Here is a 17,324-nt window from a genome sequence, read left to right on the forward strand (position 1 = left end):
CATACCAGTGCATAGGAGTGGCCCAGAGGGGTCGTTTTGCTTTTCTTGGGCAAACTAGGTTTGGCACAAGTGCACGACGAGGAGAAATCATATGCATCATCCACATGGGTTATTTTGGTTGCACCCTGTTCTCGTTTGCGTGATCATCGCGGCACTCGCATTTGCCTTGCTGAATTTTGGCAACGTAAAGCGAATTGTGGTGGGTAAGCCGATCCGATCTCGCGAACTGCATGGCTCCAAGCTAAAGTTGACATGGTGGATTGCACTGCCGGTGCTTGCGGCCGACCTTTATTCGTCCGTCGCATACGGCCCGGAAGCTGGGATTACCGAGCTGGCACCGCTTGGCAATGATGCGAAATGGATGATTATTCCCATCACCGCATCCACGGTTCTGTTGCTCATGATTTTGATTACATCGTATATCATGGGCGTGATCGCGTATCCGAACGGCGGCGGCGCATATGCGATAAGCAAGGATAACTTTCAGCGGCCTTGGGTCTCCCTTGTCGCCGCGAGCGCACTGTTGGTCGACTACGTGTTAACGGTCGCCGTGTCTGTGTCGTCTGGCGTCCAGACGATGGCTTCGTCGTACCCAATTCTAGCCAACCATGAGACCGAGTTGTCGATTTTGTGCGTGATCGTCATTCTGTTCGTGAACTTGCGGGGTGTTTCGGAATCATCGAAGGTATTTGCGTATCCAACGTTTTTGTTTATGGCTTGTATGTTGTTTTTAATCGGTGCTGGCTTCGATGACGAAGTGCATCACGGGTTTGTACAACCTGTCACACCCCCGTTCGGCACGATTCCTGCAGGGCTTACCCTGATGTTGTTATTGAAGGCGTTCAGTTCCGCGTGCTCGGCGCTCACTGGTGTTGAAACCATATCCAACGCAGTGCCCATCTTCCGCGACGGTAAAAACGGGGCGATCAAAGCCTACGTCGCGCTGGGGATCATCACAGGCATCACGCTCTTAGGCTTTGCGTACCACCTTTACGTGCGAGGCATTTCGGTCAATCCGAACAACACCATGCTATCGCAGTTGGCTGGCGATTATTTTGGCCATGGCATCGTGTATCAGGTCATCATTATTTGCACGTTCGTCGTGCTGATTTTAGCTGCCAACTCGACGTTCACTGGCTTCCCACAGCTGGCTGCCTTAGTGGCGAGCGACCGCTTTTTGCCGCGGGCATTGACCCTGCGCGGGGATCGCCTCGGCTACTCCAATGGCATGATTGCACTCGCGGCACTGGCATCACTGCTCATCGAGGTATTCCATGCGCAAACCAATGCCCTCATCCCGTTGTACGCGATTGGCGTATTCGTGGCGTTTACCGTGGCGCAACTCGGCCTGTTTAAGCGCTGGATCCGCGTCAAAGGCAGGATGTGGCGCACAAAGGCCGTCATTAATGGTTTTGGCGCGTTTATTACAGGGCTGGTCGCGGTCATTTTTGCGGTCACCAAGTTTACGAGCGGTGCCTGGATTGTCCTCGTCGTTCTGCCTGTGGTGATTTTCATCGCCATGAAGATTCGCCAGCATTATATTGAGGTTGCCGATGAATTGCGGATCGATTTGCAGACGGTTCGCCCACAAAAGCACAGAATTGTCTCTGTTGTGCTCATTTCTGGGATTCATCGTTTGGTCGTGGATACCATCTCATTTGCTATGAGCAGTACACCGGATGTTATCGCGTTGTATATTGGCTTTGATGACGAATCAATCGAGCGCATGGAACAAAAGTGGGAAGCATGGGGGGCACCCTGTCGACTGATTACCATTAAGAGTGAATATCGGTCACTTTTATACCCACTTTCCAAGTTTATTCGGCGTCTTGAAACGTATGAAGGTGGAAAGCCGGACCACATCCAGTTGCTCATCGCGCAGTTTGTTCCGAAAAAGTGGTGGCACAATCTTTTGCATAACCAGACTTCGCTTTTGATTCGCGCATGGATGTTGCGTCACAAAGATGTCGTCGTTTCGACCGTGCCATATCATTTGCGCAAGTAGGGGAAACCACATACATCCAACACAGCCGTATCGATCCTTGAGGTTGGTCGATACGGCTTTCTCTTGTCGTGACGCGTGAATATGCGGGATCCACCAACCAAATCGTTTCTATAGGAGATTGCAGGTGATATGCTAGAGTCATCCAAATGAGACGTTGGTTGGAGGGATTGTATTGCCAGGAAAGCGCTTGCGTATCATTCGTGTGATCGGATTGCGTATAGCCGTCATTCCGATGCTGCTGTGCATCCTGATTATTTTAGGCAATGCACTTGGATACTTGAATCCCGCGGCAACCAACCAGTCTTCGGCAATTCCAGGGCTATCATCGGCGAAACCAGCCCCGTTTTGGCATTCCGTGTACACAAGTCTTGTGGCCATCGGTACCTTGCATTGGGGCACTGGTCCGCAGATTACGCGGGAACTGGTGTTGCGTTCGCTCGAAATCAGCTCCATTCTTACGTTTGGCTCCTTATTTGTCTCCGCGCTCGTCGGTATTCCATGCGGCATTTTCGCAGCTTTGAAGCCACGCAATCCACTTTGGCAAGCAGTTTCGGCTTTCTGCGTTTTATTGGGGCAAGTCCCACCTGCAGATATGGCCGTTATCCTCATTTTTACGTTCTCTTTAGGATGGCATCTCATTCCGCTCAGTTATGGTTGGGGTTCTGTTGCTGATGCCATTTTACCGATCATGACGGTGGCCTGCTTTAATATCGGCTATATGGTCAAGTACACGGAATCCGGCATGCGTGAAGTGATGCAAAGATCCTTTATTGCAGCTGCGCGCGCTCGCGGTGCAGGTACCGCAAGCGTTGTCGTGCACCACGCATTGCGCCCTGCGCTGACGGGCCTGCTGACGTTTTTGGGTCCTCAAACGCCGATGACGTTATTTTGCACCGTGATCGCAGAACAAGCGTTTGCGATTCCTGGCATTGGCACCATGCTCGGGATTAAGGTGACGACCTATGGCGCCCCTGCGTTTGGCAGTGGCACAACGTTATCAATCACTTTGTTCATTTTCGGGCTATTTATTATGGTTCTGAATCTACTCATCGACATTGCGTATCTATGGCTCAATCCGCTCGCAGAATAAAAGGGAGGGACGTTTATGTCGTTCGTCGCTATCTCCGATTGGCACCAACGCGCCAGTCATGGCCGAAAACGTAGACGTCGTTTAGCTTGGCGCCGGTTTTGCCGAAATGGACTGCCTGTTATCGGCCTCGCCTACATTGCGCTGCTATTTATCGTCGCGATTGTAGGCCCATTCGTCACCCGACAGCCCACAGTAAACATTTTTCAGGCAAACCTAAGTCCGAGTTGGGCGCATCCATTTGGAACCGGGCAATACGGGCAAGACCTATTGACACAAATCGTGCGCGGCCTTGGCGGTACATTGCTTATCGGTGTGACAGGTGCGGCGATTTCGGTTGCGATTGGCCTCATCGTCGGCATTGTGGCGGGCGTCTTCGGCGGCATTATCGATGCCGTGCTCATGCGGTTCACCGATTTTGCCTTTTCGATCCCGACGCTCATCATCGCCCTCTTCATCGTGGTCGTCACAGGCTTTAGTGCTTGGAACGTCGGCTTGTCTATAGGCCTTGTCACATGGGCGGGATGCGCTCGTCTGGCGCGCGGCCTCGCGCTTTCCGTGCGCAATGGAACCTTGATGGACTCTGCAATTCTCGCAGGTGGTTCGCGCTGGTACATCGCGACGCGCTATGTGTTGCCGCAAATTGCATCGAATATGATTGTGTTCTTCGTATTCCAGGTGGCGTCTGTGCTGTTTCAGTCCACCACACTCATTGCGCTCGATCCACAATATGTTCCACTGACTGGCGGACAACTGCCGCCTGGTTCCAATCTGCTTCTCAATTTACTGAATGGCGGTGGCGGATCGTACATCGGCTATCGTTGGCTGTTCTGGTTTCCGTTAGGCGTATATTGCTCCATGGTCATTGCGCTCTTGTGGATAGGCGATGGCCTGCAAGCACTTTTAAACCCACAACAGCCATTGCCGAGGCGCTGGTTTGCGACGTGGCCGCGACTTCGTACGCCGAGGGGTGGCAAGGGGGTGAATATGCATGGCTGACTACGTTGTTGCAGCGCGAACAGACTTCAGTAACGATGTATCCAAGCAACCTGTACTCGAGGTGCGAGATTTAGTCGTCCAGTTCGAGCGTGCCGACGGAGTGGTCCATGCGGTAAACGGTGTCGATTTCTCCGTAAGGCCTGGTGAATGGCTTGGTATTATTGGCGAGAGCGGATCAGGCAAGTCGGTGACACTGATGTCCATTCTCGGTTTGCTCGGAGAAGGTGGGCGAGTGATCCGTGGAAACGCGTGGTTTAACGGAGTGGATCTAGTTCAGTTGTCCGACCGGCAATTGCGCACTGTGCGTGGAAAGGACATCGGCGTCGTCTTTCAAAACTTAGCAGAGGGTTTTAATCCCTATTTGCCGATTGGGACGCAAATCGCGGAAGTATTGGTCAATCATCGTCTGTGTACGCGTCGCACCGCACATCGACGCGTGATCGAGATCATGCATGAGCTCGGCATTGCGGATGCGAAAGCGCGCTTCCACCAATACCCGCACGAGTTGTCCGGGGGCATGCGACAGCGGGCGATGATCGCAAGCGCCATTGTCAGCGAGCCGAAGGTGATTTTCGCCGACGAGCCGACGACGGCACTCGATTCGACCGTGCAAATGCAGGTACTGGCACTGTTGACGGACATCTGCCGCAAACGCGGAACAGCGGTCGTGATGGTCACGCATGATCTTGGCGTTGCAGCCCATACGTGTGACCGCATTGTGGTCATGTATGGGGGCATTGTGATGGAAGAAGCGCCGATTGACGAATTTCTGCAATTCCCAACGCATCCGTATACACTGGGCCTGCGCGCCGCATCATTTGATCCGGAACAGCCGGATAGACCCTTGCGTCCGATCCCGGGAGTTGCTCCCGTGCTTCTTGAGGCTCCCCGAGGCTGCCCGTTCGCGCCGCGCTGTCACATGGCCACAACGGTGTGCCGCGAACGCCTACCTGCGCTGCGACAAACGCGACCAGATCACCGCGTCGCATGTCATCACGTACAAGGGGAGAATGAGCATGAGCCTTACCCCATTCCTTGATCTGCGTCACATTGAAAAATCATTTCGCGTCCGCGGAAAGCGACTACCCGCTGTACGAGATGTTTCGCTATCGATTCGGGAAGGTGAATCGCTCGGGCTCGTCGGTGAAAGCGGGAGTGGAAAATCCACCCTAGGGCGATGTGCGATCGGACTTACCGCGCCGGATGCAGGCAGTGTGCGCCTTTTTGGTCAAGAACTTGTTGGTCGATCCCGCCGGGATCTGCGCCCATTCTGGCGACACATGCAGATGGTGTTTCAAGACGCCGGGGCCGCGCTGCACCCACGTATGACCGTCGGGCGCAACGTGATCGATCCGTTGGTTGCACGACGGCTTGTTTCTCGGCGGGAAGGCTTGGAGATAGCGCGACAGTTGCTCGAACAAGTGGGGTTACATGCGGATCAGGCTGAGGCCTTTCCGTTTGAATTGTCTGGAGGCCAACAACAGCGCGTAATGATTGCAAGAGCTTTAGCTGTTGAACCCAAACTCCTCATTTGCGATGAAGCAGTGTCGGCACTGGATGTCTCCGTGCAGGCACAAATGATGGACTTGTTCATAAGGTTGAAACAAGAGCGGAATCTTTCGTATCTATTTATATCACACAACCTGCCGACCGTCGGTCAAATTGCCGACCGCATTGCGGTCATGTATCTCGGCCAGATCGTCGAAGTCGGCACCACGCAACGGATGTTTCAGAAGCCGTACCACCCATATTCGAAGGCTTTATTCGCATCCGTGCTACCGATTCCTGCGAACGTCAGCGCACGGAGAGAATTGCGTGCATTGCCAGGCGAAATGCCCTCGCCGTTCGATCTACCACGTGGTTGTCCGTTTCACACCCGATGTCCTGTAGCTGTCGACCGTTGCCGCGACGTTCGTCCACAGTTGCGGGCGATTGACGTTGACCATCAAGTGGCCTGTCATCTAGCGTAAGGCTTTATTTCGGCATAGATCCGCATGCAAACGATATTGTATAGTCTAGACGAAGACGATTGCGGACAACGGCCGAAAGGCGGGGTGCAGCTTGTTGCTGCGGCGCAGAACGTGGAGAAGTATCAATACCGTCACGGACCACGATCCCGGCAATTTGCGGATTGTACCAGGTATACGTAACGCGTTTGGCGTCGTGCTACCACTGGTTTTCGGACTTATTTCTCAGCATGTACTTTCAGGCGTCGGCATCTCCGCCGGCGCTTTGGTGTCTGGTTTTGCAGGCACGGCCGGCACCGCACGACGTCGGACGCGAACGATGTTGCTTGCAACCTTATGGATGACGGTAACCACGTTGGTTGGTGCAATCGCCGGGGCGCACACGTGGCTCATCGTGCTGTTGACCATGGTCAGCGGCTGGATTGCAGGCATGATGATAGGTGTGAGTGCTGCCGCGGGGCAAGTGGGGTTGTTGTCGACCAATGCCTTGATTTTGATTTCGACAAGTCCGCAATCTCCGAGTGGCGCGTTTTATCGAGCGGGGTTAGTCCTCGCAGGCGGACTCCTGCAGATGGCCATCATGATAGTTGTAGATCTTTGTACAACTGACAGTGCGGAGGCCGACGCGGTCACACAGGTGTACAACAGGCTTGCGACCTATGCGCGCGATCGCACACGCGACACAGACCTTGCTGTTGCCACTGCACTCGTCGATGCGGATGCGACATTGCGCGACTCGTATATGCGTATGCCTGCGCGTGCCAAGCTGTATCGATTGTTGAATGCCGCTGAACAGGTGCGATTCTATGTGGTCGCGCTCGTCGAGATGGCAAAGGGCAGGGCGTATACCAGTCAGCGCGACGAGTCGTCGACAGCTGCCCTTAACGCCTTGCGACGCGTTTCATCCATTGTCGAACAAGTCGGAGGCGATGTTTGGGCGTTTGCAGCAGGACGTAATCGCACCTTGTCGACTTTCGAACTATTGGTTCAGGCGGCGAGTGAATTGGAGGAGCTCGCAGAACAGATGCAGGGTGATGTTTGTGCACACGTGCGTGCAATCGCCGTCGCCTTGCGGCAACTGCACCGCGATTTAAGCGAACGTACAGTTTGGCATTTACCCGCCGAGGCTCGCGAGTCGATAGGCCGCCGACTCAAAAAGGCAGCGAATTCGTTTCTTAGCCATTTGACGTTCCATTCCGCTACATTTCGACATGCGTTGCGGGCGAGTGGTGCAATGGGTCTTGGCATGCTTGCTGCGCGCGCCTTGCCTTGGCAACATGCGTATTGGTTGCCGTTGACCGCAAACATCATTTTGCGCCCTGACTTTACGGCGACCTTCGGACGCGGCATCGCCCGCGTGATCGGCACAGTCGCCGGTATTTTACTTGCGACCGTCCTCATGGTTGGCGTGCACGACAAGACGGGCATGTTTGGCAGTTTGCTCATCGTCGTCTTCGCGGCAGCGATGTATATGCTTGTCAACTTTAACTACGCATTGTTTAGTTGCGCATTGACAGCCGAAACGGTGGTTCTGCTATCGTTCTTTGAGCGCGCGCCTGCCTTCGTGACGATGGAAGATCGCCTGCTGGATACAGTGCTAGGCAGTTTCCTCGCCTTTCTCGTCTATCTCGTCTGGCCGACTTGGCAATACCGCGAAATTCACAGCGTGATCGCAGATGCTGTAGCGGCGCAAAGAACATACTTTCATGCTGTCTTCAAAACACTTCGCGATCCGCAAGGTACAAGCCCTTCACCGCGCAATTTCCAAAGTCAGAGGAGCGCAGTCCGCGTTTCGCGCACAAACGCGGCGGTTGCCATTCGCCAAATGTTAAACGAACCGGTCGGTCCGACATGGAATCCGCACACGCTGCTCGGCGTGTTGGTTGCCATCCATCGCCTGTCAGATACGTTGCTCTCCATTGAGGCGTACGTGTTGGAGCGGCGGATCGAAGAACCGATTGGCGAGGATGTTGTGGAGATAGGTCTGGACATCGAGCGTGGACTGAATCTGATTGAGACGATCATCCGCAGGAATGCCACGGAAACGCTGGGGGACAAGCGGGGAAGGGAAAGGGCCGTGACAGCCGCGTTCGCAATTGATGTAGATTTGGCACAGCAAGACGTCATTGCTCGCGCGTTTGTGCGAATGGACAACACGGCGTGGACAATTGTCCGTATGCTGCAGATGGACATCGTGGCGTCGAATATCTGATCTACAAATGCCGGATGCAGACTTCGCTCTGAGGTCCGAACGAACTTTCCTCAAACCCAAGCCGTCTATATGATAGGATCACGAGTATGTGTGAATGACGGGAGGGATAAGGTGGATCGCACGAGACGAGAGCAAGCGACAGACAACAAGCGACGACAGCAGGCGAATCAGCCGCGTCGTTCACGGAAGCGATGGGTAACCTTTGCTTTCGCATGCTTTTTATACATCTTCGTTTCGTCGTCCTTGCTCATTTTTCATGGTCCATTCTCAGCTGTTCGCAATTACGTGATCGACACGTTTGACGAAACCCGACATGGCTATTTGTTGCGGCCATTGTCGCTCTATACTGTGTCGAATGCAGCCATCGAGGCTCACGCTTTGGCGAAGAACGGCATGGTGTCGGAGACGACTCCGATTTCCGAGATTGCGACAAAAAACTATACGAATGGCGATGGCGCCATTCACCTATACACCTACCATGGCGAAACATTCACCGCCTACATTATGGTGGTGGACAATCCAAAGCGAATTCGTGTTGCCGTCACCAAATACATGGGGCACAATGGCGAAACCGTCCAACAGATGGTCAATGATGTAGGCGCGGTTGCTGGCATTAACGGCGGTGCTTTCTCGGATACGAATCAGCAGGGGACAGGTGCGAACCCTCTCGGCATTACGATTCACGACGGGAAGGTTATCACAGGTGCTGGCACGACTGCGAAGTACCCGGAGATCGCGTTTACAAGTGGCGGTCAGATGATTGCGGGAGACTATTCGCTCTCTGAACTTCAACAAAAGAATGTGCAGGAGGCACTCAGTTTTGGGCCGGTGCTCGTGTTGAATGGGCAACCTGTATCGGTCCCAGACCAGGGGTATAATCCGCGAACAGCGATTGGTCAAACAGCAAATGGCAAGGTGATTTTAATTGTCACCGATGGCCGCGGTCAGTACGGACAACTCGGGGCATCGATGGCGGATATTACGGAACTCATGTTGCAATATCACGCTGTGATCGCGGCCGATCTCGATGGCGGTTCGTCGACCACCATGGTGTATAACGGCCGACTGGTCAACACACCAGTTGACTTGACTGGAGCGCGCAGCGTTGCCACGTCGTTTGTCGTAATGCCAGAAGTGGGAGGCAGTTCGAAATGACGTCTAGACGCCGACTCGGTCGCTTGTTCTTAGGTGTTGCTGGCTTGGCGACAATGATTGAAGTCGCGTTTTTTCATCACTTGAACCATTTGTTGAATTCTCAACAAGTCGCCACAGAGCGTGCTATTCAGCGGCTTGTCCAAGTCCGCTCGACACAAGTTCTAGCAAACCTGAAGCAGCACTATCAGGGTGTGACAGAATCGCCAAACGGTCAGTACGCGACCTACGTCGATACGGCTACCAATGGCACGGATGTCGTTCACGTTGTGTCGTTAGAGACCGGCAAACAGGTTAGCGAAGCCACGGATCTTTATCCTGTGCAATACGTCGACTGGTTGGGCAATACGGAAGTCTTTGTGGGTGAGCAAAGATCGCCTGGCGATTTGGAATTGAACACGTTCTACGTGTCAAACGGGCAACAGGCGGATGTCACTGCAGCAAGCGTGCCAGTATTTAGTGGCCTTTCGCCAGATGCACAGATTACCAAGGTTACCTACAGTACACAGACAAATGACATATTCGTATTGATCACGTCCAATGGGTCAAGCGAGATTTATCACGTGGGAACCATGGAAGATGTGCAATCTGTTCCTGTGCCCGCCGGTTACGTGAAAAACATTGCGATGACGCAAACGGGCAAAATTCTGTACGTTGAAATCAATCAGAATGGCGTATGGAATGTCCTCAAGCTGTCGGAAACGAGTGCAACAAGCAGTTATACGCCGGATTTCGAGATGAATGCGCAGCTCGTCAAAGCAAATGCCGCACTGATCAGCGTGATCGGCGACACGTTGTATTACGGGAATGTGAACAGCAATGGCTTGGTGACATCGGTGTACAAACAGACCCAAGGGACGACGCAATTGGTCAAACAACTCACCCGGCCGATTTTGGCGAGTCGCATTTCTGTTACCGGTACAGGAGATTTGGTACTGAATCCATCGGCAGTAACGAACGCCTCCGTATAAGATGCGGAGGCGAACGGTTTTAAGCGAAGGGGGGGCGGGATCGTAGTGTACGGTCACCTTGATTGCAAGCGCGTATATGATCCGGCAGTCAAGACCGATGGCATTCGCGTATTGGTTGATCGCCTATGGCCACGCGGTGTACGCAAGGAAGATGCACAAATTGGCCATTGGTTGAAAAACGTTGCTCCGTCGCCTCAGTTGCGAACATGGTTCGCACATGATCCCAACCGCTTTGCGGAGTTCTCTACTTTATACCGGGAAGAACTGGACACTGATGAATCGCATCAACAGGCGGTGGGTCAAATCGTGCAGTGGTTGCAGGAAGGCTCTGTTACGCTCGTCTACGCCGCGCGCGACGTACAACACAACCATGCCGTCGTGCTTAAGGCATACGTGCTCGAGCGTTTACAGCGTTTACGATGAGTGATTTTTGCAACTCGATGTTGGGGAACTGCGCGCCATCCGCTACAATGAAATGGCAAGCGTGCCGATCACGCGTGTAACTCAGAAGCAGAGGAGAGATATGCAAGATGGTTGAACGCAAAGGCGCATTTACTTTCATCGATCAAGCGTGCACGTTGATTGGGCCCGAACTGAAAGTTGGAGATACAGCACCTGACTTTCAAGTAATTGCCAATGACCTATCCACCGTCACACTGGCTGACTCCCGCGGCAAAGTTCGTATCATAAGTGTCGTGCCTTCTTTGGATACGGGTGTGTGCGATGCACAAACACGACGCTTTAATGAAGCGGCTAGTGAACTAGGTGAAAACGTGGTCATTCTGACCATTAGCGCAGACTTGCCATTTGCTCAAAAGCGCTGGTGTGGTGCGGCTGGTGTCGAGCGAGTTCAGACGCTTTCGGATCACCGAGACATGTCTTTCGGAAGTGCATATGGTACATATATTAAGGAAGTTCGCCTCGAAAGCCGCGCTGTTTTCGTCGTCGATTCGAATGATAAGATCGTGTACGTCGAATATGTACCGACTGCCGGTCAGCACCCGAATTACGAAGCTGCGCTCGAAACTGCCAAGGCGGCGAAGTAATTCGCGTTTACAACCGTAGCATTCGGTAGCATTCAGTTTGATGGCTGTACGGACGAGATGGAAGTGTTCTTGTCTGTACAGCCATTTTCGGTTTTATTAGTTAACATAATATATATTATCGGACGTAACAATCATGCAAGGAGGGAACATGCGATTCCTGGTTTCGTCACGTCTCCGATGGCATCACAATTTGCTTGATACCGTCGATTTCTGCAATTGCCTGCATGACTTTCTCCTTGCTTGACATGTGTTGATGAATACGCACGTATAAATCGATATCCACCAGGCTTTTTTCTTCATCCGTTCGGTCAATCAAGATTTGTTCAATACTCATTCCGAATCGCTCCAACGCGGAGCTGATTTTCCCAATCAGCCCTGGGCTATCATTGGCTGTAATCATGATGTGCTGCATATTCTTGATGAATCGACGCTCAAGCGGTTTCAAAAGGACAAAACCAACGAGCACGAGGCCCGCACACGTTATGCCAAGGATGTATAAACCGGCTCCAACCGCCAATCCAATCCCCGCCGTTGCCCATACCCCGGCAGCTGTCGTGAGACCGCGAATAGCGTTTCGCTGAAAGATAATGACGCCAGCGCCAAGGAATCCAATTCCACTCACCACTTGCGCGGCGATTCGGCTTGGGTCTAACACAATCGTATGATTATGGATCACATCCGCAAACGCGTATTTAGAAACGATCATCATGAGGGCACTGCCGACAGCAACTACGAAATGCGTTCGCATACCGGCCTGTTTATAGTGAACTTTCCGCTCGACCCCGATAGCCGCTCCAAGCACGCCGGCTAACAAAAGGCGCAACATAAACTCCCAATTGTGGTGCATAGAGTCCTCCTCGGCCGATTTCGTCATACTTGCGAAACCAGCAGACAGCGGGAATCGCCCATGGTGAATTGTGCTGCAACAAAACACATTCACGAATACGCTCAATCCGCCCCCCTTGCCACACCTAGGATAGCTTTCGCTTTTATCCTTGCAATATTCACCATCTTTCTTTCACTTTACCACATAATACAACCGCCGCCTTCGACAAGGCGGCGGCAATTATGGGATGCTCCGTTATCTATCTGGATGAAGCTATGCGTTAGACTCAAACGTTAAAGGAGTCGCTCATATTGAGCACAGCACCATCCGCGGTCGGTTTGACGAATTGGGAACTTTTGATGAGTTCCTGCAGAATACTTTCGTACTCATCGGCGTCAAATGGCACATCGATCATCTGCTTTGTAAACGATGACAGCATGATCCCGTTGGCCAACTGGAGCCCGTTAAGACCTTCCGCGCCATAGGCAATGAGTGGTTCAGACGAACCGAGAATGGCGTTGAAAAAGCGATCCGCGACGACGTGGTGTCCAGTCGGCACCTTGGTGTTTACCGGGATTTCCGTGTACCAATTCTCCACATGAGCAAATCCTAGTTTTGATTCCGCAGAGAACTTGAACATGGACTCGCGATTTCGATGGAATACAATCTTTGCATCCTCGTAAACCACCTTGCCGTGTTCCCCGACAATCTCCAGGCGATTCGTGCCAGGCGATTCGCCTGTCGTGACGATAAAGTGACCTATCATGCCGTTTTCGTGTTCAAAGTACGCCGTGACTTCGTCCTCTACCTCGATCTTATGGTATTTTCCGATGTGGGCAAAGCCGCTGATACGCGAAGGAAGGCCGAACAGCCATTGGTACATGTCGAGATTGTGCGGGCACTGGTTTGTTAGAATGCCGCCTCCTTCGCCCGCCCACGTGGCACGCCAACTTCCACTGTCGTAGTATGCTTGTGTGCGAAACCAAGTTGTGTTGATCCATGTGACACGCGTTAAGCGGCCGAGATCGCCGTGGTCGATAAGGTCTTTTAATTTTTGATAAAACGGATACGTTCGTTCCTGAAACATGATGCCAAATTGCAGATCGGGCTTTCTGCGCTTTGCGTCTTCGTAAGCATCGATCATCTTTTTCGCGTCGTTCACATGAACAGCGAGTGGCTTTTCGCAAAGCACATGGATGCCGCGGGCGAAGGCGTCGATCGCGACAGGGACATGTGCGTAATGAGGTACGGCGATGATGACGGCGTCCAGTCCACTGTGATCGAACAGATCTAGATGATTGTAGTAAGGAGTTGTTCCGTAACGTCTGGCGAACGCATCCGCATGCTCGCGAACGACGTCGCACACGCCCACAACCTCGACGTGATCCATGTCCGATAAGTACGACATATGTGTCGTTCCGATATTGCCGAGACCCACCAATCCGACTTTCACTGTACCGCTTCCATGTGATGCCGTCATCCTTTTCAACTCCCCTTTTATTCCAAGTTGGCCAAGTAGTCCTGTAAAATCGCTAGATGCTTGGGTAATGCCGTTTCAGCTGCTTCGATTTCCGGGTGCCACTTGCGCTCCCATTCGATACACAGGACTCCATCGTAGCCATGAGCGACAAGTGTCTGGACGATCTCGCGAACAGGCACCTCCCCTTGGTTGAATGCGACCAATTGCCACCCGTCATCGACTCTGCGTGCGTCCTTGAGGTGGACGTGCCGCAATGTCTCCCTCAAATTTTCGAAAGTCTCAGCGACGGTTTCACCCATGCGGTATGGGTGATGAGTGTCCCACAGGGCACCGAGTGCCGAACTTCCCACTTGCGAGACGACATCGCGAACCAAACTGGAACGCGAAAAGTCGTCGTGCGTCTCAAGCAGGACGGCAACACCTAATGCCTCTGCTCGTGGAGCCACTTGTGCCAATGAATCCGCCACATAAGCAACCGCTTGTGCATCACATAAATGATCCGCACGAAAGGTTCCGCCAAATGTCCTCACAAAGGGCACCTCGAGGCGTGCTGCCAGCTCTATGTACTGCAGCAACTCCTTCACGTTTCGCCGCCGCGCCCCTTCATCGGCCGTTGCAAACTTCGTGGACGCCCCGATCCCGACCATCTCAACGCCGCTATCGACTGCAAGACGTTTGAGTCGCTGCTGCACGTCGCTGTCAAGTTCCGGAGAGATGACTTCGCCGTCCAAAAGGCGAATCTCAACACCGTCGAATCCGAATTGAACGGCCTTTGCAAATACTTCTTCGATGGACCACTCAGGACACGCGAGATTGGAATATGCGATGCGCATGGACATGTTCCTCCCTGTTTGCTCAATCTAACACCAAGGTTGGCCGAGTTCTTCAAGAATAGACTTCAGAGACCGTGCAGCGATACGGAACAAATCGGGGCCACTAAATCCGCAAAAAGCAGAGGAAAGAGCCAAGTGTGGTTCCAAAGATAAGAATCCGTTGTAGCCTCTCTGAAAAAGAGCGGCGAGTACGTCGCGGACCTCACCATCTCCCTCCCCTGCCGGAACCACACGTTTTCCCTCGAACAGAGCGTCCTTGATATGAACATATGCCACATGAGATTGCAAAAGAGGAAGTGCTTCGTGAAAAGGTTTGACACCACATTGGACAAAATTAGCAGGGTCGAACACTGCTTGAAGGGACGTCGATGAACAAGTAGCGAAAAGGTCGAGGCAACGTGCTGGAGATTCTCCATATATACCCTTCTCGTTTTCATGCAAAAGTACGACGCCAGCTTCTTCTGCTCGCCGAACGAGCTCGCCGATCCTCCACAAAACTTCCGTCCGATGTTCGTCTGCCGATGAGTCATCGGGAATGAAAAACGAGAAAATGCGAATGAATGGCGTATCAAAAGTATCAGCGATGGCAATGGCCCGTTCGAATTTCTGCAGATGTTCGCCAAAATCATCGTGGACAGATATTTTACCGATGGGTGACCCGACTGCCGATACCCGAATTCCCCGCGCACGCAACTGATTCCGTACTGATTCCAATTCAGCGTTAGAAAGGTCTAATACATTCTTGTTCCAGACTCCGCGAAACTCGATATGCGAGATCGCCTCGTCCTCCAAAACATCCAACTGAACCTGTAAATCCGGCGAAATTTCGTCTGCGAACGCGGATAGTGTCACCATGCTGTTCCCCCCATGTCCGTCACGGTTGAACCTGCCCAACAATAATTCAGTTCACCCTTTGACCGCCCCATGTGCCAATCCTCCGATGATAAAGCGCTGAAGGAAAAGGAAGATAATGACAACCGGGATCCCACTGGTAAGACTTGCTGCCATTAGTTGTCCCCAAAAGACTGTACCACCCGATTCCCCCGTCGCAACGTACGATTGTAATCCTACGGCGACCGTCTGCGTTGATGGCGTAGTAAGTACACTGGCGAACAGGACGTCGCTCCAACCAAGAAGGAAGGAAAATACAAATGTCACGACCATCCCAGGTAAAATTAACGGTAGCACAACGTGTGTAAGCGTTTGGAAACGCGTGCATCCGTCCACCTGTGCAGCTTCTTCTAGCTCTATAGGTATACTGGACATATAGGACATTAACAACCAACATGCGAACGGCAATGCAAACGTAAGGTATGTCACAATGATCGTGGCGTATTGCCCTACTAAATGCACTCTCAGCACATTTTGAATTATTACAAGAATTACAAACAGCGGCAAAAGCATCATAACCTGCGGTATAGTCTGCATTGTAATAAGCGAGATCAAAAATGGCTTGCGTCCGCGGAAGCGAAACCGTGAGAGAACATACGACGCGAGCAGCGCGACCATTGTCGCCAAGAAGCCTGTGCATCCTGAAATTACCACACTATTACCAATATCGTGCGCAAGATGTACGGTAGACCACATAAGCCGGTAGTTATTCCAAGCAATATGTGTTGGAAGGATTGAGCCATCTCCCACCTCTGTGTCAGGAGTCAGCGACACGAGAACGACGTACGCTACAGGTAGCAAAATGGCCAGGCTAAACCATGCGACTCCTACTATTCTCAACCAACGCCACAATCTCCGTTCCATGGTTATACTATGCGTCACGTCGTCACCTCCCCGAGCCGTAGCATGCGAATGTAGAGGTATGCCGGGATCATCATCAAGAATAATGTAATCAAGGACATTGCGGCACCCAAGCCAAAGTCGAACGTTTGAAACGACGTGACATAGACATTTAAGGGCAACACATCAGCCTGCGGCGACGGTGGTGTTCCAAACATTATGAACGGTAATGTGAAGTTGTTGAAGTGGTTAAGTGTCGACAACAGGAGGGCTAAGCTCAAGACTGAACGTAATGATGGTAATGTAATGGCAAAAAAGCTTTTGAGATGTGTCGAGCCGTCCATGTAGGCCGATTCGTAAAGTTCCTTAGGGATGCCTTGGAGACCTGCTAATACCATAAGGTAAATAAACGGCCACGACGACCAAACATCTGCAATGATCATAGCCCAGAAACTTCTTGGGCCAATTAGCCAGAAGGTGTTGACGCTTCCTATATGGAGCCACGCTAGTAGCTTGTCGATCAGGCCCCATCCATTCATAAAGAGCAGGCGCCAAGTGATGGCATTAACAAAAACCGGCATGACATATGGGATCAGAAACAGCGCACGCACCAATGAACGCCCACGGAAAGGTGTGTTTACTAGCAAAGCTGCAATAATACCAATGGGCGTGATGCAAATGGTGGTAAGTAAAGAGAATGCAACACTTACCCAGAGGCTTCGTAATGCTGACGCGCCGACGGCATTCCCCTGTGTAAATGCACTTACGTAATTTTTTATTCCTATAAATGGTGCATGAAGCCAGTCCCCGATCGAGTATTGATTTAGACTCGTAAAACTGGTGTAAATACTGACCATAAATGGGATCAACACAATGATCACAAGAAGAAATGTAGCGGGTGCAAGCATCCAGTAGGGGGGCCTGTGTGTGCGAGGCCCCTTCCGCCGAAACTTCGTTGATTGTACCATCAATGGGGAGGTTGATCTGTCGACCATAGTCTCACATCCCTCTACCA

General features: G+C 52.2%; 16 protein-coding genes. 10 read left to right on the plus strand and 6 right to left on the minus strand.

Features of this window, described 5'->3' with window-relative positions; genetic code table 11:
* Positions 1-91: 91 nt before the first annotated feature.
* From QMF38_RS03790 to tpx, 10 genes are all read left to right on the plus strand, one after another.
* The gene (locus QMF38_RS03790) at positions 92-2,005 is read left to right on the plus strand and encodes an APC family permease (RefSeq protein WP_281758722.1); all 1,914 of its coding nucleotides are present in this window, start codon (positions 92-94) and stop codon (positions 2,003-2,005) included.
* Between the two features lie 172 nt (positions 2,006-2,177).
* Positions 2,178-3,095 carry an ABC transporter permease subunit gene (locus QMF38_RS03795; protein WP_281758723.1) on the plus strand — a complete coding sequence of 306 codons (918 nt, stop codon included), beginning with the start codon at positions 2,178-2,180 and terminating at the stop codon, positions 3,093-3,095.
* Positions 3,096-3,110: 15 nt separating this feature from the next.
* Positions 3,111-4,091, plus strand: a complete 981-nt coding sequence (locus QMF38_RS03800; protein WP_281758724.1) for an ABC transporter permease — start codon at positions 3,111-3,113, stop codon at positions 4,089-4,091.
* A complete protein-coding gene (locus QMF38_RS03805) occupies positions 4,084-5,130 on the plus strand; it encodes an ABC transporter ATP-binding protein (RefSeq protein WP_281758725.1) in 1,047 nt (348 codons plus the stop codon). Before QMF38_RS03800 ends, QMF38_RS03805 begins: the two co-directional genes overlap by 8 nt.
* On the plus strand, positions 5,108-6,061 hold the full coding sequence (locus tag QMF38_RS03810; RefSeq protein ID WP_281758726.1) for an ABC transporter ATP-binding protein: 954 nt from the start codon (positions 5,108-5,110) through the stop codon (positions 6,059-6,061). The genes QMF38_RS03805 and QMF38_RS03810 overlap by 23 nt, the downstream gene beginning before the upstream one ends.
* Before the next feature lie 91 nt (positions 6,062-6,152).
* Positions 6,153-8,270, plus strand: a complete 2,118-nt coding sequence (locus tag QMF38_RS03815) for an FUSC family protein (protein WP_281758727.1) — start codon at positions 6,153-6,155, stop codon at positions 8,268-8,270.
* A 111-nt stretch (positions 8,271-8,381) separates the two neighbouring features.
* Positions 8,382-9,425, plus strand: a complete 1,044-nt coding sequence (locus tag QMF38_RS03820) for a phosphodiester glycosidase family protein (protein WP_281758728.1) — start codon at positions 8,382-8,384, stop codon at positions 9,423-9,425.
* Positions 9,422-10,393 carry a hypothetical protein gene (locus QMF38_RS03825; protein ID WP_058095643.1) on the plus strand — a complete coding sequence of 324 codons (972 nt, stop codon included), beginning with the start codon at positions 9,422-9,424 and terminating at the stop codon, positions 10,391-10,393. Before QMF38_RS03820 ends, QMF38_RS03825 begins: the two co-directional genes overlap by 4 nt.
* Before the next feature lie 45 nt (positions 10,394-10,438).
* Complete coding sequence (locus QMF38_RS03830; protein ID WP_281758729.1) at positions 10,439-10,816, plus strand: DUF488 domain-containing protein; 378 nt, start codon at positions 10,439-10,441, stop codon at positions 10,814-10,816.
* 107 nt (positions 10,817-10,923) lie between these two features.
* Positions 10,924-11,439 carry a thiol peroxidase gene (gene tpx, locus QMF38_RS03835; protein WP_281758730.1) on the plus strand — a complete coding sequence of 172 codons (516 nt, stop codon included), beginning with the start codon at positions 10,924-10,926 and terminating at the stop codon, positions 11,437-11,439.
* Positions 11,440-11,605: 166 nt separating this feature from the next.
* On the opposite strand, the gene QMF38_RS14785 is transcribed toward tpx, so the two are convergent.
* The 6 genes from QMF38_RS14785 to QMF38_RS03870 form a co-directional block, all read right to left on the minus strand.
* Entirely contained in the window at positions 11,606-12,286 is a 681-nt protein-coding gene (locus QMF38_RS14785) for an MgtC/SapB family protein (RefSeq protein ID WP_390853947.1), read from the minus strand.
* 265 nt (positions 12,287-12,551) lie between these two features.
* Positions 12,552-13,745: a Gfo/Idh/MocA family protein gene (locus QMF38_RS03850; RefSeq protein WP_281758731.1), complete on the minus strand. Its 1,194-nt coding sequence runs from the start codon at positions 13,743-13,745 to the stop codon at positions 12,552-12,554.
* 17 nt (positions 13,746-13,762) lie between these two features.
* Positions 13,763-14,578, minus strand: a complete 816-nt coding sequence (locus QMF38_RS03855) for a sugar phosphate isomerase/epimerase family protein (protein ID WP_281758732.1) — start codon at positions 14,576-14,578, stop codon at positions 13,763-13,765.
* A gap of 27 nt (positions 14,579-14,605) precedes the next feature.
* The gene (locus QMF38_RS03860; protein ID WP_281758733.1) at positions 14,606-15,379 is read right to left on the minus strand and encodes a sugar phosphate isomerase/epimerase family protein; all 774 of its coding nucleotides are present in this window, start codon (positions 15,377-15,379) and stop codon (positions 14,606-14,608) included.
* A gap of 105 nt (positions 15,380-15,484) precedes the next feature.
* Positions 15,485-16,087 carry a carbohydrate ABC transporter permease gene (locus tag QMF38_RS03865; protein ID WP_281758818.1) on the minus strand — a complete coding sequence of 201 codons (603 nt, stop codon included), beginning with the start codon at positions 16,085-16,087 and terminating at the stop codon, positions 15,485-15,487.
* A 260-nt stretch (positions 16,088-16,347) separates the two neighbouring features.
* The gene (locus QMF38_RS03870; protein WP_281758734.1) at positions 16,348-17,217 is read right to left on the minus strand and encodes a carbohydrate ABC transporter permease; all 870 of its coding nucleotides are present in this window, start codon (positions 17,215-17,217) and stop codon (positions 16,348-16,350) included.
* Positions 17,218-17,324: the final 107 nt, after the last annotated feature.

Source organism: Alicyclobacillus hesperidum subsp. aegles (assembly GCF_027923525.1).
Classification (GTDB): Bacteria; Bacillota; Bacilli; order Alicyclobacillales; family Alicyclobacillaceae; genus Alicyclobacillus; species Alicyclobacillus aegles.